Below are 20,811 nucleotides of genomic sequence, written 5' to 3'. Positions count from 1 at the left end.
AAAATAACGAATAATTTTTTAGACAGACAAGTTTTCTACAAAACTTTTGTAATAAATATTTGTCTTTTATTTTTATTCTCAACCGATTTAAATTTAATAATTGTTTAATAGAGCAGTATTTAGCTGTTTCTAAATGTTTTCGGATCTGTATCTTAAACTTTCTTTTTCTCTAATTTATTCTGAAACTTTTTAATCAAAAAATAAAACAGAAGAAACCCTAAAGAAAATATTGAAAATCTCGTCATCAAATCCCCGGCTTTTACATAAAATGTTTCTTTATCATAAAGATTTACTTTTGCAAAAAGGGCAGTTTTATCACCATAAAAAGTGTCTTCCAGAACTTCACCTTTCGCATTGATATGAGCAGAAATTCCGCTGTTGGCAGATCTTGCTATTTCTCTTCTCGTTTCGATGGCTCTTAGTTTTGCATAAGACAAAAGTTGTCTGTGACCTTCCGTAACGCCCCACCATGAATCGTTGGTTACAATTGCTAAGAAGTTGGCTCCTTTCTTTACATATTCAGTAACAAATTCCCCATAAATACTTTCATAACAAATAATCGGAGCAATTTTTCCTTTATTGAAAGGATTCGAAAAAGCTACACGTTCTTTATCTGTTCCCAATGATGCTACAGTACCTCCTAAATCGATCATCGCATCGCCTAAAAGCGGTTTTAAAACGCTCATGTATGGAAATATTTCTACACCGGGAACCAGTTTTCCTTTGTGATACACTTCCACTTTCTGATTAGGAATAATTTGTACTGCAGAATTATAGCTTTCCACCCATAGTTGAGGATTCAGCTGATAGGCTTCTTTAGGTAAATTTTTATCACTTTTATAAAATCGATGCGATGAAATTCCGGTGGTGAAGACGGAGCCTGGATGTTTCACCAGAAAACTTTTCACATCATTCAGAAGTACGCTTTTTTCAAATGCAGATTCAGAAATAGAACCTCTTCCCGGGATTGAAGTTTCCGGAGCAATATAATAATCTATTTTTCCTTTGGTATTTTGTTCAGCAAGTGCAAGAAGTTCTTTTACAATGGTAACGCTGTCTTTGGAATATTTTTCTGCGTACGGATCAAGAGCGGGCTGTAGCATTAAAACTTTAACCTGACCAATAGGTTTTTCATCAAAATTATTAAATTTAACCACCGAAATAATCATAGGAAGAATGATCAGCAAAGCAACAATCGATGAATTTCTTATCAAATCTTTTCTTTTCCGTCCTGCTTCAAAAACTCTAATCGTATAAAATATCAGAACATTAATTAATAGAATCCAGAAGCTTCCGCCGGTTGCACCTAAAGTGTCGTACCATTGAATCAATTCAGGATAATCTGAAAAAACATTTCCTAAATTCAGCCAAGGCCATGTGAGTTCCCAGTTCAGATGGAACTTCTCAAAACTCATCCAGATTGCCACGAAAAATGCTAATCCCCAATAACTTCCCTGAGCATTTTTGTACCAATGATAACATTGAAATACCAAAGAATATAAAAATGAATTGGCTAAAATAGGAATCAAAACAGCCATCATTGAGTGGCTTCCGTCAGGATTTTTAGAGCCGTACAACCAGCCTGTTGTTACGATATTCCAGATGATAAAGCAGAGGTAGGAAAGCCCGAAAACAACCCAGCTTTTTCTTTTAAACTGCGAGAATTTTGAAACGCCATGTTCCATCATTAAAAGCGGAACGAGGGCAAAAAATATAAAAAACGGAATTCCGTATGTAGGCCATGATATGGACAAAAGCATCGCTGAAATGAGCGTAAGTAAAACGTATTTCATTAAATTATTTTAACACACAAATTTAATGATTTTGAAATGAATAACTTTGCAAATGATGTTAAAGAAATTTTATAAATTCATTATTTTACCGTACATAATTTTTCTGCTCTATCTGATGTTTTTCGGGATGGGGAGGTTTCAGTACGACGAAAATTTGATTCGGGTAGAGCCTTTATTCTCAACATTAAGTTTTATTGAGAATACAATACGTTGGTGGGATATTGTTCGAATTGTTTTGGGGAATGTCGTGATGTTTATTCCTTTTGGTTTTTTAGGTTGGGTTTTTCCTCAGATTAAAGACCTGAAGAATACCATTATGACATTTGTTTCTGCAATTGTGATTGTAGAAGCACTTCAGTATTTTTCAAGAATGGGTATTTTTGAGGTGGATGATGTTATCCTCAATACTTTTGGGGTTTATTTGGGTTGGCAAATGTGTAAATTTATCGAAATGCGTTTTAAATTTTTAGTTGTGTGAATGTAACTAATGATTTAATTTTTCTCTAAAACTCTAAAACTCTAAAACTCTAAAACTCTAAAACTCTAAAACTCTAAAATCTTACCCGTTCAGTTCCTTCGCTCTTTTTTCAGCATTTAAAATTCCTTTCTGTAAAATTTCTTTAAAATTGTTTTCTTCAAATGTTTTCAGGGCAGCTTCTGTTGTTCCACCTTTTGAAGCAACATCTTTGATGAGTTCTTCAAGATTTTTTTCAGAATTATTGATTAAATGGTAAGCTCCGAGCATCGTTTGTTTTACAAAAAGTTTAGAAAGGTTTTCATCAATTCCCATTTGAGTTCCGGCTTTGATCATGGCATCAACGATGTAGTAAAAATAGGCGGGTCCGCTTCCGGAAAGTGCCGTAACACCATCCAATAAATCCTCGTTTTCCAAATATACAGATCTTCCTGTACTGTTTAATAGCCGTTCAACATTCATTAATTCGTTAAATGTAATTCCTTCTGCAGACGTGTATCCTGTGATTCCCATTCCTAAAAGAGTAGGAGAATTGGGCATGGCTCTTACAACTAAAGGATGATTCAGTAATTTCTGAATTTTTGCGATTTTGATTCCTGCCATGATGGAGAGAACCATTTGTTTTTCGTTAAGCTTAAACCTGAAATTTTCTGCAACATGCTGGAAATCCTGAGGTTTTACGGCAATAATAATTAAATCTGCATCGAGTTCTTCGACATCATTAAAAATTGAAATCTTAGATTTTGGAAATTCTTCTGATATTTTTTGGATTTTTGAGCGGTTTCTGGTGATGAGCTGAAGGTTTTCGGGTTTTATCAGTTCATATTTCAGAAAAGATTTAGAAAAAGATAAGCCCATATTTCCGGCTCCGATGATGGCGATTTTCATTTGTGTGTTGTTTTTATGTTAAAGTCTTTTAGGTGACTTCTAAATTTAAAGATTGGTAATCATTAAAAATAGTGAATTCTGATTTTTAAATTGAAATTTTACAATATTTTTTTAAATAATATTCACCTCCCTTTCAAGTTCAATCCCAAACTTCTCCTTCACAGATTCAATAATCATTGTAGAAAAATCAAAAATTTCTTTTCCGGTTGCATTTCCTGTTGCGTTGATGATGACTAAAGACTGTAATTGATGTGAAGCTACATTTCCGATTTGTTTTCCTTTCCAGCCACATTGTTCGATGAGCCAGCCTGCCGGAACTTTTGCAAAATCTCCGTTGGGATAGCCCTGAATATTTGGAAATTTCAACTTTAATTCTTCAAATTGAGCTAAAGGAATCGTAGGGTTTTTAAAAAAACTTCCTGCATTTCCAATAACTTTCGGGTCGGGTAATTTGCTTTGTCTGATGTTGATCACAGCCCTTGAAATATCCTGAATGGTTGGGTTTTCAATACCCAAATTTTCCAGTTCAGATTTGATGGCACCATATTCAGTTTTGATCAAATGATTTTCTCGGGTCAATCTGAAAGTCACATCCAGAATGACATATTTCCCTTTTCCTTCCTGCTTGAAAACAGAATCTCTGTACCCGAATCTGCATCGTTCACTATTGAAATTTTCAAGTTCAGAGTTTTCTAAATTTAAAACTTGGCAGTTAACGAAAATGTCTTTTATTTCGGTTCCGTAAGCACCGATATTCTGCATGGGCGAAGTCCCGACGTTGCCAGGAATCAAGGAAAGATTTTCTAATCCGCCATAATTTTTATGTAAACAAAACAGCACAAATTCATGCCAGTTTTCACCGGCTTTAGCAGTTACTAAAACTTCATTTTCGCTGATGATTTCTTCTGAAATTCCTTTTAAATTGAGCTGAATTGCCAATCCGTCAAAATCTTTCGTCAACAGAATATTACTTCCGCCTCCGAGGAATAAGAGTGGGAGAGTTTGATCGTGTGCGTTTTTGAGTGTTTCGATTAATTCTTCTACAGAATTTACTTCTGCGAAATATCTGGATTTAGCTTCTACACCGAAAGTGTTATAAGGTTTTAAAGAAAAATTTTCGTGCATTGAAGGGAAAATATTTAGAATTAATTTAACTGGAAGATAGATCCGAATTAGCGTTGCTCAGGAGAAAGACTTTCTAATTTGATTTTGAATTCTTCAAACTGTTTGTAATGAACATCACTGTAAGCATTCACAAAAACGTGTGATTTTTTTGTTGTTTTAATTTGAAAAGTTTCGTCAATTCCATCAATAGGCTGAATGCTGGGTGAACTTTTAATTATACCCAGATGTTGTATTTTAAATGAAGAAATAAGATTTTTCCAGGTTTTTGGTGTGATCGCTTTGTGCCATTCGTTGTGTTTTTTGTTGCCTGTCGTTCCGCTTTCAAAATGAACAGAATCTTTGGTTACTTTAAAACTGCTATAGTTTCCTAATTCTCCGCCTACATGAGATAATCCGATAAAAGTGATTTCTTCAGGATCTCGTGATGAGTTTTTAGTATCGGTTGTTTTTTCACCACAACAAAAGAATGTCAACAGTAAAAACATAGACAAGAATACTTTCAAACCGACTGTTTTTACTGTTGACATGATATTATTTATATTAAAATCTTATATCAGAATTGTAATTTTCTAAAGCGGCTTGCAATATTGCAACGCTTTTTCTTAAATCTGCTTCTTTAAGGACATAAGCAATTCTTACCTGTTTTTTACCTAATTCCGGATTGCTGTAAAATCCTCCTGCGGGAGCAACCATGATGGTTTCATTATTTAAAGAATATTTTTCCAGTAACCACTGCGCAAATACCTCGGTGTCGTCAACCGGAAGTTCGGCTACGCAGTAAAATGCTCCTTTTGGTTTCGGACAAATCACCCCTGGAATTGCATTCAGTAAATCTACCAAAACATTCCTTCTGTGGGTATATTCTTCTCTTACAGCTCTGATGTAAGCTCCGTCATTTTGATGTGCTGCTGTTGCAGCAATCTGTCCTAGAAGAACAGGGCTCAATCTTGCCTGTGCAAAAAGCATCGCCGCATCGTGAATTTTCTTTGAACGAGTGAGTAGACATCCGATTCTCACACCGCACATTGAATAACGCTTAGATTCTGAATCGATGATGATGCAGTTTTCGCTCAATTCAGGAAAAGCAAGCATTGAAATTTGCTGTTTTCCGTCATAAACATATTCTCTGTAAACTTCGTCAGAAATGATTACAATGTCATATTTTAAAGCGATATCTGCTAATTGCTGTAGCTCTTCTCTCGTATATAAGTAACCTGTAGGATTTCCTGGATTACAGATAACAATCGCTCTCGTTTTTGCCGTGATTTTTTTCTCAAACTCTTCAATCGGAGGCAGTGCAAATCCCGTATCAATAGTTGAGGGTACCGCAACTACATTTACGTTAAAAGTGCTGGTGAAACCATTGTAATTTGCATAATAAGGCTCCGGAATGATCACTTCATCACCATCATCACATAATGTAGAAATTGCGAAATTCAATGCTTCAGAACCACCGTTGGTTACGATAAAATGATCAGGAGTCAAATCTGTAAAGTCTAACGAATGATAATATTCTGTTAATGCTTTTCTGTACTCAATATTTCCTTCAGAAAGTGCATATTCCAATACTTTTAAATCAATATTTTTTAAAGCATTAAGAGCTGTTTCCGGCGTTTCGATATCAGGTTGTCCGATATTTAAATGATATACTTTCGTTCCTCTCTGCTTTGCTTGAAGTGCGAATGGAACCAGTTTTCTTACCGGTGAAGGTGGCATCTGTTGTGCTCTGTTTGAGATATTCGGCATTGTTCTAAAATTTGTATGGCAAAAATAGGATTAAATTTTTCAATATTAAAATTATTAGTATTTCAATGAGATTAACTTTAAATTTGTTTTTCAAAACTAAATTAAAATCTATGCAAATTCCTGCTCTATCTGTAGAAGATTATATCTCAAAAATTCCTGAAGAAAGACAGGCAGTTTTCACAAAACTGTTTGATACCATTACCGAAAATTTACCAAAAGGTTTTCAAAAAGGCGTAAGTTACGGTATGGTGGGATGGGATGTTCCTTTAGAAACTTTTCCTGCTGGTTACCACTGTACGCCGGGTTCTCCGTTGCCGTTTATGGGACTGGCTTCTCAGAAAAATTTCATTGCACTGTATCACATGGGAATTTATACAAAACCAGAACTCTTAGATTGGTTTGTAGCAGAATTTCCCAAGCATTCTAAAAGAAAACTGGATATGGGAAAATCATGTATCCGTTTTAAGAAAATAGAAGAAATTCCTTTTGATTTAATTGCTGAACTAAGCAAAAAAATGACTGTTGATGAATGGATTACGATTTATGAGACTCAATTTAAAAAATAAGTTTTCTTTAAAAATATTTGCAATCGCATATATTTTTGTGCTATTATCGGGATGTAAAAGTTCAGTAACTTCAGATTTGAAAAATGGAGATTTGCTTTTTGTGACGGCAAAAGAAAGTGGCTTATCTGGAGCGATTAATAATGTTACCCAAAAGCAGAAAAATGCATCATTTGATCACATCGGGATTTTACAAAAGGATAAAATGGGTGTTTTCGTACTTCACGCTGCACCGAATGGCGGATCTCAAAAGCAGAATTTAAAAGAATTTCTGAAAGATCAGGCGAGTGACGGACAAAAAGTGGTGATTTACAGATTAAAGCCTGAATTTCAAAATACAATTCCTAATGCAATTGTAAAAGCGAATTCAATGTTGGGAAAACCATACAATTTCAATTATATTTTAGACGAAAATTCTTATTACTGTTCAGATTATATTGAAAGATCATTTAAAGAAAATCATATTTTTAAACTGGAACCAATGACGTTCATTGATCCAAAAACAGGAAAAACAAATGTTTTTTGGGAAAAGTTTTACGCTGAAAAAAATCTGAAAGTTCCTGAAGGCGAACCCGGATGCAACCCAAATGGATTAGCGACTTCCGATAAACTCCAAAGAATTAAAGAATTATAATATACAAGAGAAGTTTAAAAGCTTCTCTTTTTTTGTTAAAATTAAAAATTAATACCCTACTAATTTGGTAGACTAATATTTTTTTATATTTTTGTCAGGAATTAATGAGTAAATATTTTAAAATATGTAATTCAGAAAAGTATTCTTAATCAAAAATTGTAGTTATGATAACGCCAAATTTGCAGCCTTTGTCAAAAAATATACACCTTCTCAAAAGAGATATCATCATCGAAGTGGAACTGAATGGAAAAATGGAGTTTGACCATCTTTTGAATGCTATTTACCAGCAAATGGGAATTTGTTATAAAGTTTTAAGTGTAAATTTGGAGTATATGAACGGAGTAAATTTTGGATCATTTCAGTTACATGTCAATGCTACAATAGAAGAATCTCAGGAACTTGAATTTTTTCTGAATAATAACAAACTCTTGAATACAACTGTAGATTATACCTGCAGAAAATATTCTTAGAGCTATAAGTCCATATAGTTTGAGGGGCGTTCAATTTATTGAACGCTTTTTTTGTTTTAATTCATCAAAAAAGCGTTCAGAAAATTAATTCTAAACGCTTTTGTATTTTGTTTAAAAAGTATAGTGGGCTTTGTAGACTTCAAAAACTTCCATCATCCACTTACCAACTTCCTTCTTATTAAATTCTCTCAATATCCGCTCCAATCGCTTTCAGTCTTCCGTCGATATTTTCGTAACCACGGTCAATTTGTTCGATATTATGAATAATCGATTTTCCTTCTGCTGATAATGCAGCAATTAAAAGTGCGTTTCCGGCTCTGATATCCGGAGAAACCATCGTAGTTCCACGAAGTGGTGATTCCTGATTCAAACCGATTACGGTTGCTCTGTGAGGATCGCATAATATAATCTGTGCTCCCATATCAATCAGTTTATCAACGAAAAATAATCTTGATTCAAACATTTTTTGATGTACCAGAATACTTCCTTTTGCCTGTGTTGCCACTACCAAAATGATGGAAAGTAAATCCGGAGTAAATCCTGGCCACGGCGCATCGGAAATCGTAAGGATAGATCCATCGATAAATTTCTGAATTTTATAATGCTCCTGAGACGGGATGTAAATATCATCACCGCTTTGCTCAAGCTCAATTCCTAGTTTTCTGAAAGTATTTGGAATAACGCCAAGTTGACTCCAGTTGACGTTTTTAATAGTAATTTCAGATTTTGTCATGGCTGCAAGACCAATCCAAGAGCCGATTTCTACCATATCGGGAAGCATCGTGTGCTCTGTACCGTTCAAATGAGTAACCCCTTCTATCGTTAATAAATTTGATCCGATGCCTGAAATATTAGCACCCATTCTGTTCAGCATCTTACAAAGCTGTTGCAGATAAGGTTCGCAGGCTGCGTTGTAGATTCTTGTTTTTCCTTTGGCTAAAGCCGCTGCCATCACAATATTGGCAGTTCCTGTTACGGAGGCTTCCTCGAGGAGGATGAATTTTCCGTTAAGCTCTGTAGCTTTTAATGAATAGAAATATTCGTTCTCATCGTAGTTAAATTCTGCACCCAATTCTACCAATCCTTGGAAATGCGTATCTAATCTTCTTCTGCCAATTTTATCACCTCCCGGAGTCGGCATGTAAGCTTCACCATAACGAGCCAACATAGGTCCCATCAACATGATTGAGCCTCTTAATTTTGCACCGTCTTTTTTAAATTCATCAGATTTAATATAATCAAAATTGACAGTGTCTGCTTTAAAAGTGAAGTCGCCATGACCGTTTTTGGTCACTTTTACCCCGAAATCTCCCAAAATCTCAATCAGTCTGTTGACATCATGTATATCCGGAATGTTTTTTATTCTTACCTCTTCATCTGTTAATAAAACTGCGCATAAGATTTGAAGAGCTTCATTTTTTGCCCCTTGTGGAGTAATTTCACCTTGCAGTCTTTTCCCTCCTCTTATTTGAAACGTCCCACTCATTATCTTCTGTTCTTATTGTTGTTGTTGTTGTTGTTGTTGTTATTGGTGAATCTTCTTTTGTTAAGATTATTGTTAGTACTGTTTTGATTTCTATTGTTGTTATTCTTGTTCAGATTATTTCGGTTGGCGGTAGCGTAATAAATCTTACTCTTGTCAAGAGATTCAATATTCGTCAAATCGAGCCTGTTTGATGACAATTCTTTCAAATGACGGAAAATCACATCATCAGTAACATGTTCTTTATTATAAACATTGTAAGATTTCTTCATATTGTTAGCAATCACCTCAATCAGGGCTTCTTTTTCATCTCCCGGTTCCAGTTCGATGGCTTTTTCTATTAATTGAAGAATACTTTTTCCGTAAAATTTAAAATCGCCTTGAAGCTTGGGATATTCCATTCTTTTGGGTTTTTCCTCTAATTCTTCTTTGGTAGGGAAAGGATAAACAGGATCAATATCAAGATCATGCTTTGCTAAAATATATAAATGATCCCAAAGTTTATGTTTGTAGTTGTCTTCGTCTCGTAGTTGTGGGTTTCTCTGACCCATAAAATCAATGATTGCCATTGCCATTTCGTTTCTTTCTTCTTTTGAAGGAAGCTCTTTGCAACGCTCAACCAATTGTTGTATGATTCTGCCGTATTCCGGCATATTAAGCTGAGTTCTTTGGGTATTGTATTCCATAATATGCAAATATATGGATTAATAGAAATAATGAATTGAAAAACTGAAAAGTTTATGTTTTTTTATCAAAAAAATAACAATTAAATACGCCTTAATTTTAGATACCTATAAATTTCTTAAAATTTTGAAATTTATTTCGCGAAAAGTGTATTTTTGTTATCAGTTTAATAATTAAATACATTTTAAATGAAAAAAACACATTATTTAGTTTCTTTTCTGGTATTAAGTCTGATTACCTCCTGTCAAAGTAATGAAGAGGTAGAGATTGAAAACGCACTACAACAAAACATTCATGACAAAATCGTTCTGGTAACGAATCATGATGGTAGACCTTTTAGTACAGGAAATAATTCTGTAAACGGAAAGTTTATTTCAGGACCCGGAGGAGGAGTTCTGATGCAGGGTTTTTATTGGGATGTTCCGGATGGCGGAGTATGGTGGAATACTGTTAAAGATAAATTACCAGCATGGTCAAATGCAGGAATGAGTGCTATTTGGTTGCCGCCTGTTTCAAAAGCGCAGAATGGACCTTATTCTATGGGATATGATCCTACTGATTACTTTGATTTTGGTAATTACGATCAGAATGGAACCGTGGAAACCCGTTTCGGATCAAAAACTGAACTTGAAGGACTCATCACAAAAGCGCATGAGGAAAACATGCAGGTATATGCAGATATTGTCCTGAATCACAACAGCGGCAGGCAATCTCAAGCCAATCCTTTTACCGGAACGAATACGTGGACAGATTTTTCAGGTGTTGCATCAGGTAAGTTTCAAAGAAGCTACAATGATTTTTACAAAAATTCTTACGGAAATAATGATGAAGGAGCTTTTGGAGGTTTCCCGGATCTTTGTCATGCAAATCCTTATGTAAAAAATTGGTTGTGGGAGCGTGAAGATTCTGTAGGTAAGTATTATAAAAATGTAATGAAATTTGACGGATGGAGATTTGATTACGTTAAAGGTTTTGGCCCTTGGGTTGTCAATACATGGAATGCAAACATTGGTGGATTTTCTGTTGGTGAATTATGGGATTCTAATGTTAATACTTTAGAATGGTGGGCAAACAACGCAAACAGTTCTGTGTTTGATTTTGCTGCTTACTACAAAATGGATGAAGCATTTGACAATGGAAATCTAAACGTTCTAAATGATGATATGATGTGGAAAAGAAATCCCTACAAAGCTGTGACCTTCGTTGCCAATCATGATACGGATATTATTAATAATAAAATGTTGGCATATTCCTATATTCTGACTCATGAAGGTTATCCTACGATGTTTTACAGGGATTATGAGGAATGGCTGAACAAAGAAAGGCTTAATAATCTGATTTGGATTCATAATAATAAAGCAACAGGAAATACATCCATTCTTTATACAGATAACGATGAATATATTGCCAGAAGAAACGGATACAACGGAAACCCGGGATTAGTGGTTTATATCAACAGTTCTTCTCATTGGCAGGAACGATGGATTCAGACAAACTGGAGCAGTCAACAGATTAAAGATTTCACAGGTCATTCATCTTGGTACCCTACAACACAGGGAGATAAATGGGTGAAAATTCAATGTCCGCCAAACAGTTACTCGGTTTGGTCACTCAATCAATAATTCAATTAAAAAACTGCTTCATGATTGAGGCAGTTTTTATTTAAATTAAACTTCAATAAATTTTTTCTTCTGATGCTGATCGGGTAAAAAACATTTTTGAGCAGAAAGCTTCATTCTGTTTTCAGATATTTTATCATAAATCTTATCGCTCAAAAAAGTGGGAAGCAATTTTCCTGCTGCAGATAATTTATAAATACCACCTAATAAATCTGCAATCTTAAGAACTGCTCGCGATTTTATCAAATAATATGCGTCGGGCTTCCAAAGATACATGGTATTGAATTGTTTGGTTTCAAGACCCCTTTCTGAGAGAAATTTTTGTCCAAAATCAGATTGCAGTGATGCAAACATAAATTGGTCATTTTTGTCTCGTTCCAAAATCCATTGCACCCAAAAGTTACAGACGCCACATTCTCCGTCAAAAAATACAATGTGTTTATCTTTCCAGTTTTCCTGCATGATTCTTAAATTTATTGCATTTTTATCTGCGTGTCTTTTATTTGTTTTTTAAAATAGGTAACAAGTTGCTTTCTTTGCTGGTCGCTCAGTTTAGCATCCTGATGACCAATGTAGTAGGATTCTAACGGCATTTCTTTTTTTTCAATCATTTCGATACATTCTTCCATTTTATGAATTTGCCTTTTAGGTTCATACATTGCAAATATAGAGAAGTTTAAGTGCTGTCGTCCTTCATTAATATGATTCTTCAAAAACCAGGATGAGGGTGCAATGCTGGAATACCAAGGATATTTTGTTTCGTTTGAATGACAGTCGTAGCACGAAGTACTAATTATATTTGCCATTTCAGGTGGGGTGTTTTTAATGGTCAAAAAATCCATTCCCTTATTTACAGGTGGATTGGTTTTATCAATAGGGAAAAACTGAATGATTATAAATGCAACGAGCAAAACAATAAGTATTTTTTTCATAAATTTTGATCTAAATGAATAATTATTTCATAAATATTGTTATTTTCATAAAATAATATATATTTGTAATAACAAAGATTAAATGTATGAAAAAAAATCTATTATCAGTTCTATTGTTCTCTGGTTTTTTGTTTAATGCACAGGTGGGGATTAATACAGATTATCCAAAAGCGACTTTAGATGTAGTAGGGTATCCTTCTGATGGAAATAAGCTAGATGGGATTATAGCTCCCAGAATTGAGGCTACTCAATTAAAGATAAAACTTTACACTGCTGCACAATCTGGCTCGCTGGTATATGTTACCGTTGCAGATCCTTCACCCAATGGTCAAACAATAGATGTCACTTCTGCAGGTTATTATTATTTTGATGGAGATGCTTCTGTTAATAAATGGGTTAAAGTAGTATCCGGAAACCTTGCTTTAAAGTCATTTTCAACTCCTTATGAAACTCCAAATTCAGGAAATTTATTACTTAATGATAAACATCACACATTAAGAATCTACGGAGGTAATACCGGGATTACCCTTCCCGATGCAAGCACTTGTAAAGGACGAATTTATATATTGATAGGCAGTAACGGAATTACATCAAAACCAATCACTACAGTTTCGGGAGCGGGAATTTATGATGATGTAACCAATACCAATATTACAACAATTAGCGGAAGTCAGAGATATCAGATTCAGAGTGACGGCGTTGGCTGGATAGTAATTGGGCGATAAAATCGTCACCAGCATTTTCTGCTAAATAATAATACCCTATCTTTGCAAAAAAATTGGGCTTCAATAGTTGAAGTAACCCATTGATAATCTGATCCTGAGTGCAATCTCAAGGGTTATTAAACATTTTTTATGTCAAATATAGTTGCAATCGTTGGGCGTCCCAACGTAGGAAAATCCACACTTTTTAATCGTTTGCTTGAAAGAAGAGAAGCTATCGTAGATTCTACTTCCGGAGTTACCAGAGACCGTCATTACGGAAAATCTGACTGGAATGGGGTAGACTTTACCGTAATTGATACGGGGGGGTATGAAGTAAATAGCGAAGACGTTTTTCAGGAAGAAATTTCAAAACAAGTACAGTTGGCAATTGATGAAGCTACGTCTATCATCTTTATGCTGAATGTAGAAGAAGGTCTTACAGATACGGATTACGAAATTCATGAAATGCTCAGAAGATCCAACAAACCTGTATATATTGTGATTAACAAAGTAGATTCTGCTAAAGAAGAAGTAGATGCTACAGAATTTTATCAGCTAGGAATCGAAAAATACTATACTTTATCTTCTGCTACCGGTTCAGGGACGGGAGAAATTCTGGATGATGTAGTTAGAGATTTTCCGACGACAGATTACAAAGATCCATTCGAAGGTCTTCCCAAAATCACGATTGCGGGTCGTCCAAACGTAGGAAAATCTACTTTGACGAATGCTTTGCTTGATGCAGACAGAAATATTGTAACTGATGTTGCAGGAACTACAAGAGACAGTATTCAGACGCTTTACAACAAATTCGGACATGAGTTTGTATTGGTAGATACTGCAGGAATGCGTCGTAAATCTAAAGTAAACGAAGATCTGGAATTTTATTCTGTCATGAGGTCGATTCGTTCGATAGAATTTTCTGATGTGGTGATCATCATGGTTGATGCTACTCAAGGATGGGAATCTCAGGATATGAATATTTTCGGTTTGGCTCAGAAAAACAGAAAAGGAATCGTAATTGTGGTTAACAAATGGGATTTGGTTGAAGATAAACATACCAATACCATCAGAGATTTTGAAAAATCAATCAGAGATAAAATAGGTCAGTTCAGTGATATTCCAATTCTTTTTGTTTCAGCTTTAACGAAGCAAAGAATCTTGAAAGCGGTGGAAATGGCTATGGTTGTTTATGAAGACCGTAAAAAGAAAATTAAAACTTCAAAACTAAATGAAGTCATGCTTCCTATTTTCGAACGTACACCTCCACCGGCAAATAAAGGAAAATTTATTAAAATCAAATATTGTGTACAGCTACCAACGCCGTCTCCACAATTTGTATTTTTCTGTAATTTGCCGCAATATGTGAAAGAAGCGTATAAAAGGTTTACAGAAAATCAGTTAAGAAAAGAATTCGGATTTACCGGAGTTCCTATTGAAGTATATTTCAGACAAAAATAATCGGATTAATCTCGATTTAAAATCATAAAAATATAATCCCTTTCAGTAATTTCTGAGAGGGATTTATTTTATATTTCATAATTTTGCTATCAGAATAATCAAAATTATGACGGTAGAACTTTCTAAAACTTTTTCTTTAGTAAATTCATGGATTAACGAACTTCGAAATGTAGAAATTCAACATGACCGAATGAGATTCCGCAGGAATATGGAGCGTATCGGAGAAATTGCCGCTTTTCAAATCAGTAAAGATTTGGAAACAAAAGAAGTTGAAATTAGAACTCCGTTAGACACCATCAAAACTCAGGAAATTGCAGTACAGCCTGTCATTACAACAATCTTAAGAGCCGGTGTTCCTTTATTTGAAGGTATTTTAAACTATTTCGACAAAGCCGATTGCGGTTTTGTAGCAGCCTACAGAAAACATGATGCGAATGATTATTTCTCTATCAAACAGGATTATTTAACCTGTCCGAATATCGATGGAAAACCATTAATTGTGGCAGACCCTATGTTGGCAACCGGTGCTTCTTTAATTGAAGCCATCAAAGATTTGCTGACCAATGGGACACCTTCCCAATTACACATCGTTGCGGCAATCGCATCGAAACAAGGTGTCGAAACCATCGAAAAAGCTTATCCGGAGGCGAAAATTTGGGTCGGAGCGATTGATGAAAATTTAACTTCAAAAGGGTACATCACGCCAGGTTTGGGCGATGCGGGAGATTTGAGTTATGGTGAAAAATTACAGAGATAATCAATACAGATTCCAAAAATCTTTCATCAGATCAAATAATAAATCAGGTCGTATTTTTTCCACAGGATGCTTTGTATAGGGAAGTACGGCTAGTTTTGCTTTTTTTAGTTTTCTATAGACTTCTGTACTTTCCTCAATGGTGACCATATGATCCTGATCTCCCACCATGATCTGAACAGGAATTTCTATATTTTCTAAAACATCATCCTGTAAAGGCGGATTTTTACCTAAAGAAATCATCATTTCAGCAATTGCAGGAAGTAGTTTTTTCCATTTTGTACCATGTTGAAGCTCTAATAATTCTGCATACTTAGGAACTTTTTCTGTGATTATATCGGGATTGAGCATTGTACTTTCTTTCAAAGCCTGTTCTTCCGTCCAGTTGAATTTTGTACCCAATGTCATTATTGAATTTATTTTTCCGGGATTTTTTGAAGCACAATAAAGTGCAACGTAACCACCCATACTATGTCCAAAAATATCAACGTTATTAAGATTTTCCTGTTCAATAAATTCTGCTAATTCTTGTGTGTATTTTTCAATAGTAATTCCGTTTAGCGGCAACTCTTTACTTCCGTGCCCCGAAAACAAAGGGCTGTAAATGTTGAAATACTTTGAAAGCTGATCTAAATTCGGAGTGAATACATCGCTGTGACTTAATGCTCCGTGTAATAAAATAAGGTTTCTCATAGTCATTGTTTTGCGGAAAATTAATAAAAATATTTCAAATGAAAACATTTTTTATCCCTGTTACGATCAATCACTCATCCATCGCCATGACCAGAACACTCACTTTATTATTCCTTTCTTTCAAAATTTCCCAAGCAATCGTAGCCAAGGTATTTCCTGTGGTAAAAACATCGTCAATCAGTAAAACATGTTGATTTGAAATGTTTTGAGTCAAAGAAAATGTATTTTGATTTTCCAGACGGTGTTGTCTGTCTTTTAAAGCCTGAGCTTTAGAATAATGGTTTCGTTTTAGTAAACTGTGGTCAAAAGGGATTTTATAAAAATCAGACAATGTTTCAGTAAATAAATGAAGTTGATTGTAACCTCTTTCTTTTTCTTTCTTTGGATGAAGCGGAACGCTTATCAACAAATCTGGCTTTTCATTTTTAAAATCTAAATTTTCAGTTACCCAATCTGCAAGAATTTTACCTGTTTTCTCACGATTTCTGTATTTTAACTGGTGAATGATTTTTCGGCTGAGATTTTCCTGCTCAAACTGCATTAAAGCATACGCATTTTCAATAGGAAAGAGCAATTTGCATTTTTCTTTTAAACTGTTTTCGGAAAAGTAAGCAAAATGGGTAAAGTGTATCTGTTCAAAACAGATGTTACAAACCATGAGATCGCCATCGATAATTCTATTACAGTCAATGCAGCGGTTTGGGAAGAATAAGTCTAAAATCATTTGTGTGTGTTTAAAGATAAAATTAATAAAAATTTCAATACATAAGCACTACAATTGAAATTCCAATTTTATAATCAAATTCTCTATCTTTGCACCATGATACGTATTACAAAAATTTTTACATTTGAGACTGCTCATGTTTTGTACAATTATGATGGGAAATGTAAAAATATGCACGGACATTCTTACAAACTTTTCGTTACCGTAAAAGGAAAACCCATCAATGATCTGGAAAACCCCAAAAACGGAATGGTGGTAGATTTCGGAGATATTAAAGCAATTGTGAAAGCTGAAATTGTTGATGTCTGGGATCATTCTGTATTGATCAACGGTGCTTCTCCACACAGAGAAATGGGTGAAGAATTAGAAAATAAAGGTCAGAAAGTAATTTACTGCAATTTTCAGCCGACCTGCGAGAATATGTTGTACGCCATCGCTGCAAAAATAAAATCAAAACTTCCGGCTGATGTTTCTTTGGCTTATCTGAAACTTCATGAGACAGAAAACTCTTACGGAGAATGGTATGCAGAAGACAATCAATAATATTTCCTGATTTAAACTAGAGACGTGCTGAAAACTACCATTCATTTAGAGCCCGGAAAGAAAGTCTATTTTGCTTCAGACCAGCATTTTGGAGCGCCAAATCCCAAGGAAAGCAAACTTCGTGAGGAGAAATTTATCCGTTGGATGAATGAGATCAAAGAAGATGCTCAGATTTTATTTCTGATGGGTGATTTGTTCGATTTTTGGCATGAATGGAAGCATGTAATTCCGAAAGGGTATGTGCGTGTTCTGGGGAAAATTGCTGAGTTAAAAGATAGGGGTGTTCATATTTATTTTTTCGTCGGAAATCATGATCTTTGGATGAAAGATTATCTGGAAGAAGAAATAGGATGCACCGTTTTCTACAAAAAGCAATATTTTGAGATTGCAGGAAAACAGTTTTTGCTGGCTCACGGTGATGGTTTGGGACCCGGAGATAAAGGCTATAAAAGAATGAAGAAAGTATTTACAAATCCTGTTGCACAATGGTTTTTTAAATGGCTTCATCCCGATATTGCAATGAAAGTTGCTTTGTATCTGTCGCAGAAAAATAAAATGATTTCCGGAGATGAAGACAAATCCTTTTTGGGCGAGGAAAAAGAGTTTCTGATCATCTACTCAAAAGAAAAGCTGAAAACAGAAAAAATCGATTATTTTATCTACGGTCACAGACATTTGCCGATGGTTTTAGATTTAAATGAAAATTCAAAATACATCAATCTTGGAGACTGGATTTCTTATTTTACGTACGGAGTTTTTGAAAATAACTTTGAATTGAAAACTTTTGAGCATAAATAAAAAATTACCTCCAAAGAGGTAATTCCTGAATAACAGTTTCTACGGCTGTTATATCTAATCCATATTCTGAAGACTGAATTGCAATAACCTAACCAATTTTTAAGTTTTTAAATTAATTATTTCTTAAAACTACAATCAAATTTCCTATATGATTCAAAATGAATCAATAAGGCAATAAAGTTATTTTAAATTAAATTGAAAAGTATATTTGACATACAGAGCGAACAAGAATTTTTGGATGTGGCACTGACAACTTTTCGGTATCAATACAAAAATATTGAGGTTTACAGAAAATTTGTAGATTATCTGAATATCGACATTGAAGGTGTGAAGTCATTAGATAAAATTCCTTTTTTGCCGATAGAGATGTTTAAAAATCATAAGATTGTAGATCAGAATATTTCTACAGATCTGTTTTTTCAAAGCTCCGGAACAACGCAGATGAATTTGTCTAAACATTTCATTACAAACGAAAATATATATCAGGAAAGCATTTACAAAAGCTTCGACCGGTTCATCGGAAAGCCTGAAGATTTCATATTTTTAGGTTTGCTTCCAAGTTATCTCGAAAAACAAAACTCATCATTGATTTATATGGTGGATTTTCTGATGAAAAAATCAGACAAGCCAGAAAATGGATATTTTCTTTACAATCACGCAGATTTATTGAAGCTTTTAAATGAATTAAAAGATAAGAAAGTCATTCTTTTCGGAGTTTCTTTTGCGCTTCTGGATTTTCTGGATTATTGTAAATCAAACTCCTCGATACTCCAACAATATAATAATCTGACCGTTATAGAAACGGGCGGAATGAAAGGGCGTAAAGAAGAAATGACGAAAGATGAACTGTTGAAAATTCTTCAGGACGGTTTTAAAACTGAGAAAATATACTCGGAATATTCGATGACCGAATTGCTTTCCCAGGCTTATTCTTTAGGCAGTAATGTTTACGAATGTCCAAATTGGATGAGGGTTTTAATCAGAAATGTAGAAGATCCTTTTAGTTATGAAGCTGCCGGAAAAACGGGAGCAATTAATATTATCGATCTGGCAAATATTCACTCATGTGCATTCATTGCAACACAGGATTTGGGTAAATTGTTGACAGAAGATGAGAAGAAATTTCAGGTGTTGGGAAGGATAGATCATTCGGATATTCGTGGATGTAGTCTGTTAGTGAGTTAATAGGTTTGAAGGTAGGAGAGTTTTAGGGTTTGAGACCTTTGCTAAGTGCAACGCTTTTGCGAACGAAAAATATGCTCAATAATATTAAGAAAATCTTTGCGGACTTTGCGTTTAAATAAAAAAAACTTAAAACGTGCTTAAAATAGAAGAATTGGTTCACGCTTACATTCATGCGAATTGCGATTTTGAGAAGGAAATCGTGTTGAGCAATCACTTTCATTCAGATTGGGAAGCAGATATGCTGATTATTGATTCTGAAGGTTTCAGTCATGAAATTGAAATCAAACTTTCAAAGAGCGATTTTAAAAACGATTTTAAAAAATCCTACATCAATACAAAAACCGGAGAAAAATTTCTGAAGCATGACAAAATTTGTTGTGGTGACTATCCTTGTAATGCATTTAGTTTTCTACTTCCGATGGGGATGATTGAGCATTCTCAAATTCCCGAACACTGCGGCATTATTGAGTTTTATCACAATGCAGATAGTTGGGATACAGCATTCTATTTGATCCGTTCACCCAAAAAAGTACACGAAGATTCTTATTGGAAACTGAATGATAAAGATCTTTTTATCCGGAAAATGGCACTCAATTTATTACAGAGAAAATTAGAAATAAAAGGAAAACACGAAGAACTTATTTTTAAAAATCCTTTCGAAATAAAGAAACCGAAATAGAAAATCCTGCCGAAAGACAGGATTTATTTTTGATATATTGTTGTGAAGTTTATTTTGTAGATTCTGGTCTTTCCATTAATACATTGTAAGTGAAAGCTGCTGTAACACCTCCTAAAACCGGTGCAACAACAAATAGCCATAGTTGTGAAAGTGCCTCACCACCTGCGAAAATCGCCGGGCCAATACTTCTTGCCGGATTTACAGAAACTCCTGTTACTTTAATTCCGACAATGTGAATCAAGACCAAAGAAAAGCCAATGGCTAAACCTGCAAATCCACCGTTGATATTTTTCGTAGAAGTTGAACCTAGTATCACCATTAGGAAAATAAAAGTAAAAATAAATTCAGCAACAAATGCAGCTGTGGTATTGTAAGCATCCAAATATCCTGTGCCCCATCCGTTTGATCCCAATGCCCATGGTTGCTATTTCCGCACCCGGGTGATTGGTGAAAATCACATATAGGATTCCTGCACCGATAATTGCACCAATGATTTGGGCAATAATGTATCGAAATGCTTCATCTATTTTCATTCTTCCCGCTGCAACCATAGCTATTGAAATGGCAGGATTGATATGGCATCCCGAAATATGGCCTATTGCATAAGCCATTGCTACCACGCTTAAACCAAATGCGAAAGAAATTCCCAGGAGTCCTACTCCTGTTGTACCATCTGCACCTGCAATCACTGCGCTTCCGCATCCCATGAGAACAAGTACCATTGTGCCGAGCATCTCAGCCACGAATTTTGAAGTTTTTGAAATCATCTTTAATGTATTTTTAAATTGTTCAGCGAATGTACAAAAATTAATTATTCAAACTTAATTGATGTTAAATAAATTATTATTTATGATATTT

Annotated in this window: 25 protein-coding genes; 12 read left to right on the top strand and 13 right to left on the bottom strand. The window is 34.7% G+C overall.

The features are described 5' to 3' along the window. Window positions 1-152: 152 nt before the first annotated feature. Entirely contained in the window at window positions 153-1,793 is a 1,641-nt protein-coding gene (gene lnt / locus ACZZZA_RS01255; protein ID WP_463429457.1) for an apolipoprotein N-acyltransferase, read from the bottom strand. A 52-nt stretch (window positions 1,794-1,845) separates the two neighbouring features. On the opposite strand from lnt, the gene ACZZZA_RS01250 reads away from it, so the two are divergent. Continuing rightward, complete coding sequence (locus ACZZZA_RS01250; protein ID WP_463429456.1) at window positions 1,846-2,271, top strand: VanZ family protein; 426 nt, start codon at window positions 1,846-1,848, stop codon at window positions 2,269-2,271. 81 nt (window positions 2,272-2,352) lie between these two features. Here the strand turns inward: ACZZZA_RS01250 and proC are convergent, their stop codons facing one another. The 4 genes from proC to ACZZZA_RS01230 all read right to left on the bottom strand — a co-directional run bounded on the left by proC (window position 2,353) and on the right by ACZZZA_RS01230 (window position 6,027). Next, on the bottom strand, window positions 2,353-3,156 hold the full coding sequence (gene proC / locus ACZZZA_RS01245; RefSeq protein ID WP_463429455.1) for a pyrroline-5-carboxylate reductase: 804 nt from the start codon (window positions 3,154-3,156) through the stop codon (window positions 2,353-2,355). Between the two features lie 111 nt (window positions 3,157-3,267). After that, on the bottom strand, window positions 3,268-4,281 hold the full coding sequence (gene murB / locus ACZZZA_RS01240; RefSeq protein WP_463429454.1) for a UDP-N-acetylmuramate dehydrogenase: 1,014 nt from the start codon (window positions 4,279-4,281) through the stop codon (window positions 3,268-3,270). A gap of 47 nt (window positions 4,282-4,328) precedes the next feature. After that, complete coding sequence (locus ACZZZA_RS01235) at window positions 4,329-4,808, bottom strand: hypothetical protein (protein WP_463429453.1); 480 nt, start codon at window positions 4,806-4,808, stop codon at window positions 4,329-4,331. Between the two features lie 13 nt (window positions 4,809-4,821). Further along, on the bottom strand, window positions 4,822-6,027 hold the full coding sequence (locus ACZZZA_RS01230; RefSeq protein WP_463429452.1) for a pyridoxal phosphate-dependent aminotransferase: 1,206 nt from the start codon (window positions 6,025-6,027) through the stop codon (window positions 4,822-4,824). A gap of 110 nt (window positions 6,028-6,137) precedes the next feature. Here ACZZZA_RS01230 and ACZZZA_RS01225 point away from each other — a divergent pair, with 110 nt between their 5' ends. From ACZZZA_RS01225 to ACZZZA_RS01215, 3 genes are all read left to right on the top strand, one after another. Further along, a complete protein-coding gene (locus ACZZZA_RS01225) occupies window positions 6,138-6,593 on the top strand; it encodes a DUF1801 domain-containing protein (RefSeq protein ID WP_463429451.1) in 456 nt (151 codons plus the stop codon). Further along, a complete protein-coding gene (locus ACZZZA_RS01220; RefSeq protein WP_463429450.1) occupies window positions 6,553-7,224 on the top strand; it encodes a YiiX/YebB-like N1pC/P60 family cysteine hydrolase in 672 nt (223 codons plus the stop codon). Before ACZZZA_RS01225 ends, ACZZZA_RS01220 begins: the two co-directional genes overlap by 41 nt. A 164-nt stretch (window positions 7,225-7,388) precedes the next feature. After that, window positions 7,389-7,694 (top strand): cysteine methyltransferase, encoded by a 306-nt coding sequence (locus ACZZZA_RS01215; protein WP_463429449.1) that lies wholly within the window; start codon window positions 7,389-7,391, stop codon window positions 7,692-7,694. A gap of 178 nt (window positions 7,695-7,872) precedes the next feature. On the opposite strand, the gene murA is transcribed toward ACZZZA_RS01215, so the two are convergent. Both murA and ACZZZA_RS01205 read right to left on the bottom strand, forming a co-directional pair. Beyond that, entirely contained in the window at window positions 7,873-9,180 is a 1,308-nt protein-coding gene (gene murA / locus ACZZZA_RS01210; RefSeq protein WP_463429448.1) for a UDP-N-acetylglucosamine 1-carboxyvinyltransferase, read from the bottom strand. Next, on the bottom strand, window positions 9,180-9,863 hold the full coding sequence (locus tag ACZZZA_RS01205) for a DUF4290 domain-containing protein (protein WP_463429447.1): 684 nt from the start codon (window positions 9,861-9,863) through the stop codon (window positions 9,180-9,182). Before ACZZZA_RS01205 ends, murA begins: the two co-directional genes overlap by 1 nt. A 186-nt stretch (window positions 9,864-10,049) precedes the next feature. Here ACZZZA_RS01205 and ACZZZA_RS01200 point away from each other — a divergent pair, with 186 nt between their 5' ends. Beyond that, on the top strand, window positions 10,050-11,483 hold the full coding sequence (locus ACZZZA_RS01200; protein WP_463429446.1) for an alpha-amylase: 1,434 nt from the start codon (window positions 10,050-10,052) through the stop codon (window positions 11,481-11,483). A 45-nt stretch (window positions 11,484-11,528) separates the two neighbouring features. On the opposite strand, the gene ACZZZA_RS01195 is transcribed toward ACZZZA_RS01200, so the two are convergent. Together ACZZZA_RS01195 and ACZZZA_RS01190 are read right to left on the bottom strand one after the other, a co-directional pair. Continuing rightward, entirely contained in the window at window positions 11,529-11,942 is a 414-nt protein-coding gene (locus tag ACZZZA_RS01195; RefSeq protein WP_463429445.1) for a thiol-disulfide oxidoreductase DCC family protein, read from the bottom strand. Window positions 11,943-11,953: 11 nt separating this feature from the next. Further along, window positions 11,954-12,412, bottom strand: a complete 459-nt coding sequence (locus ACZZZA_RS01190; RefSeq protein ID WP_463429444.1) for a heme-binding domain-containing protein — start codon at window positions 12,410-12,412, stop codon at window positions 11,954-11,956. An 86-nt stretch (window positions 12,413-12,498) separates the two neighbouring features. Here ACZZZA_RS01190 and ACZZZA_RS01185 point away from each other — a divergent pair, with 86 nt between their 5' ends. The 3 genes from ACZZZA_RS01185 to upp all read left to right on the top strand — a co-directional run bounded on the left by ACZZZA_RS01185 (window position 12,499) and on the right by upp (window position 15,334). Continuing rightward, entirely contained in the window at window positions 12,499-13,137 is a 639-nt protein-coding gene (locus ACZZZA_RS01185; protein ID WP_463429443.1) for a hypothetical protein, read from the top strand. 129 nt (window positions 13,138-13,266) lie between these two features. Then, entirely contained in the window at window positions 13,267-14,577 is a 1,311-nt protein-coding gene (gene der / locus ACZZZA_RS01180; RefSeq protein WP_463429442.1) for a ribosome biogenesis GTPase Der, read from the top strand. Window positions 14,578-14,683: 106 nt separating this feature from the next. After that, a complete protein-coding gene (gene upp / locus ACZZZA_RS01175; RefSeq protein ID WP_463429441.1) occupies window positions 14,684-15,334 on the top strand; it encodes a uracil phosphoribosyltransferase in 651 nt (216 codons plus the stop codon). Here upp and ACZZZA_RS01170 read toward each other — a convergent pair whose 3' ends face one another. Further along, window positions 15,335-16,024 carry an alpha/beta fold hydrolase gene (locus ACZZZA_RS01170; protein ID WP_463429440.1) on the bottom strand — a complete coding sequence of 230 codons (690 nt, stop codon included), beginning with the start codon at window positions 16,022-16,024 and terminating at the stop codon, window positions 15,335-15,337. A 70-nt stretch (window positions 16,025-16,094) separates the two neighbouring features. Next, on the bottom strand, window positions 16,095-16,748 hold the full coding sequence (locus ACZZZA_RS01165) for a ComF family protein (RefSeq protein ID WP_463429439.1): 654 nt from the start codon (window positions 16,746-16,748) through the stop codon (window positions 16,095-16,097). A 96-nt stretch (window positions 16,749-16,844) separates the two neighbouring features. Between ACZZZA_RS01165 and ACZZZA_RS01160 the strand changes: the two genes are divergently transcribed. The 4 genes from ACZZZA_RS01160 to ACZZZA_RS01145 all read left to right on the top strand — a co-directional run bounded on the left by ACZZZA_RS01160 (window position 16,845) and on the right by ACZZZA_RS01145 (window position 19,953). Beyond that, the gene (locus tag ACZZZA_RS01160) at window positions 16,845-17,291 is read left to right on the top strand and encodes a 6-pyruvoyl trahydropterin synthase family protein (RefSeq protein ID WP_463429438.1); all 447 of its coding nucleotides are present in this window, start codon (window positions 16,845-16,847) and stop codon (window positions 17,289-17,291) included. Window positions 17,292-17,315: 24 nt separating this feature from the next. Continuing rightward, the gene (locus tag ACZZZA_RS01155; RefSeq protein ID WP_463429437.1) at window positions 17,316-18,089 is read left to right on the top strand and encodes a UDP-2,3-diacylglucosamine diphosphatase; all 774 of its coding nucleotides are present in this window, start codon (window positions 17,316-17,318) and stop codon (window positions 18,087-18,089) included. A gap of 195 nt (window positions 18,090-18,284) precedes the next feature. After that, window positions 18,285-19,274 carry a LuxE/PaaK family acyltransferase gene (locus tag ACZZZA_RS01150; RefSeq protein WP_463429436.1) on the top strand — a complete coding sequence of 330 codons (990 nt, stop codon included), beginning with the start codon at window positions 18,285-18,287 and terminating at the stop codon, window positions 19,272-19,274. Window positions 19,275-19,407: 133 nt separating this feature from the next. Further along, window positions 19,408-19,953 (top strand): hypothetical protein, encoded by a 546-nt coding sequence (locus ACZZZA_RS01145; RefSeq protein ID WP_463429435.1) that lies wholly within the window; start codon window positions 19,408-19,410, stop codon window positions 19,951-19,953. A 49-nt stretch (window positions 19,954-20,002) separates the two neighbouring features. Here the strand turns inward: ACZZZA_RS01145 and ACZZZA_RS01140 are convergent, their stop codons facing one another. Both ACZZZA_RS01140 and ACZZZA_RS01135 read right to left on the bottom strand, forming a co-directional pair. Beyond that, a complete protein-coding gene (locus tag ACZZZA_RS01140) occupies window positions 20,003-20,272 on the bottom strand; it encodes an aquaporin (protein WP_463429434.1) in 270 nt (89 codons plus the stop codon). Between the two features lie 25 nt (window positions 20,273-20,297). Beyond that, window positions 20,298-20,687, bottom strand: a complete 390-nt coding sequence (locus ACZZZA_RS01135) for an aquaporin (protein WP_463433711.1) — start codon at window positions 20,685-20,687, stop codon at window positions 20,298-20,300. Window positions 20,688-20,811: the final 124 nt, after the last annotated feature.

This window comes from Chryseobacterium sp. AC405b (genome assembly GCF_979258685.1).
The sequence above is the reverse complement of the archived record's forward strand: the minus strand, read 5'-3'. Positions and strand labels throughout refer to the sequence as shown.

Bases quoted from the DNA above. Each gene is read 5' to 3' on its own strand.
- lnt (WP_463429457.1), bottom strand. From the start codon at position 1,793: ATGAAATACGTTTTACTTACGCTCATTTCAGCGATGCTTTTGTCCATA.
- ACZZZA_RS01250 (WP_463429456.1), top strand. From the start codon at position 1,846: ATGATGTTAAAGAAATTTTATAAATTCATTATTTTACCGTACATAATT.
- proC (WP_463429455.1), bottom strand. From the start codon at position 3,156: ATGAAAATCGCCATCATCGGAGCCGGAAATATGGGCTTATCTTTTTCT.
- murB (WP_463429454.1), bottom strand. From the start codon at position 4,281: ATGCACGAAAATTTTTCTTTAAAACCTTATAACACTTTCGGTGTAGAA.
- ACZZZA_RS01235 (WP_463429453.1), bottom strand. From the start codon at position 4,808: ATGTCAACAGTAAAAACAGTCGGTTTGAAAGTATTCTTGTCTATGTTT.
- ACZZZA_RS01230 (WP_463429452.1), bottom strand. From the start codon at position 6,027: ATGCCGAATATCTCAAACAGAGCACAACAGATGCCACCTTCACCGGTA.
- ACZZZA_RS01225 (WP_463429451.1), top strand. From the start codon at position 6,138: ATGCAAATTCCTGCTCTATCTGTAGAAGATTATATCTCAAAAATTCCT.
- ACZZZA_RS01220 (WP_463429450.1), top strand. From the start codon at position 6,553: ATGAATGGATTACGATTTATGAGACTCAATTTAAAAAATAAGTTTTCT.
- ACZZZA_RS01215 (WP_463429449.1), top strand. From the start codon at position 7,389: ATGATAACGCCAAATTTGCAGCCTTTGTCAAAAAATATACACCTTCTC.
- murA (WP_463429448.1), bottom strand. From the start codon at position 9,180: ATGAGTGGGACGTTTCAAATAAGAGGAGGGAAAAGACTGCAAGGTGAA.
- ACZZZA_RS01205 (WP_463429447.1), bottom strand. From the start codon at position 9,863: ATGGAATACAATACCCAAAGAACTCAGCTTAATATGCCGGAATACGGC.
- ACZZZA_RS01200 (WP_463429446.1), top strand. From the start codon at position 10,050: ATGAAAAAAACACATTATTTAGTTTCTTTTCTGGTATTAAGTCTGATT.
- ACZZZA_RS01195 (WP_463429445.1), bottom strand. From the start codon at position 11,942: ATGCAGGAAAACTGGAAAGATAAACACATTGTATTTTTTGACGGAGAA.
- ACZZZA_RS01190 (WP_463429444.1), bottom strand. From the start codon at position 12,412: ATGAAAAAAATACTTATTGTTTTGCTCGTTGCATTTATAATCATTCAG.
- ACZZZA_RS01185 (WP_463429443.1), top strand. From the start codon at position 12,499: ATGAAAAAAAATCTATTATCAGTTCTATTGTTCTCTGGTTTTTTGTTT.
- der (WP_463429442.1), top strand. From the start codon at position 13,267: ATGTCAAATATAGTTGCAATCGTTGGGCGTCCCAACGTAGGAAAATCC.
- upp (WP_463429441.1), top strand. From the start codon at position 14,684: ATGACGGTAGAACTTTCTAAAACTTTTTCTTTAGTAAATTCATGGATT.
- ACZZZA_RS01170 (WP_463429440.1), bottom strand. From the start codon at position 16,024: ATGAGAAACCTTATTTTATTACACGGAGCATTAAGTCACAGCGATGTA.
- ACZZZA_RS01165 (WP_463429439.1), bottom strand. From the start codon at position 16,748: ATGATTTTAGACTTATTCTTCCCAAACCGCTGCATTGACTGTAATAGA.
- ACZZZA_RS01160 (WP_463429438.1), top strand. From the start codon at position 16,845: ATGATACGTATTACAAAAATTTTTACATTTGAGACTGCTCATGTTTTG.
- ACZZZA_RS01140 (WP_463429434.1), bottom strand. From the start codon at position 20,272: ATGGTGATACTAGGTTCAACTTCTACGAAAAATATCAACGGTGGATTT.
- ACZZZA_RS01135 (WP_463433711.1), bottom strand. From the start codon at position 20,687: ATGCTCGGCACAATGGTACTTGTTCTCATGGGATGCGGAAGCGCAGTG.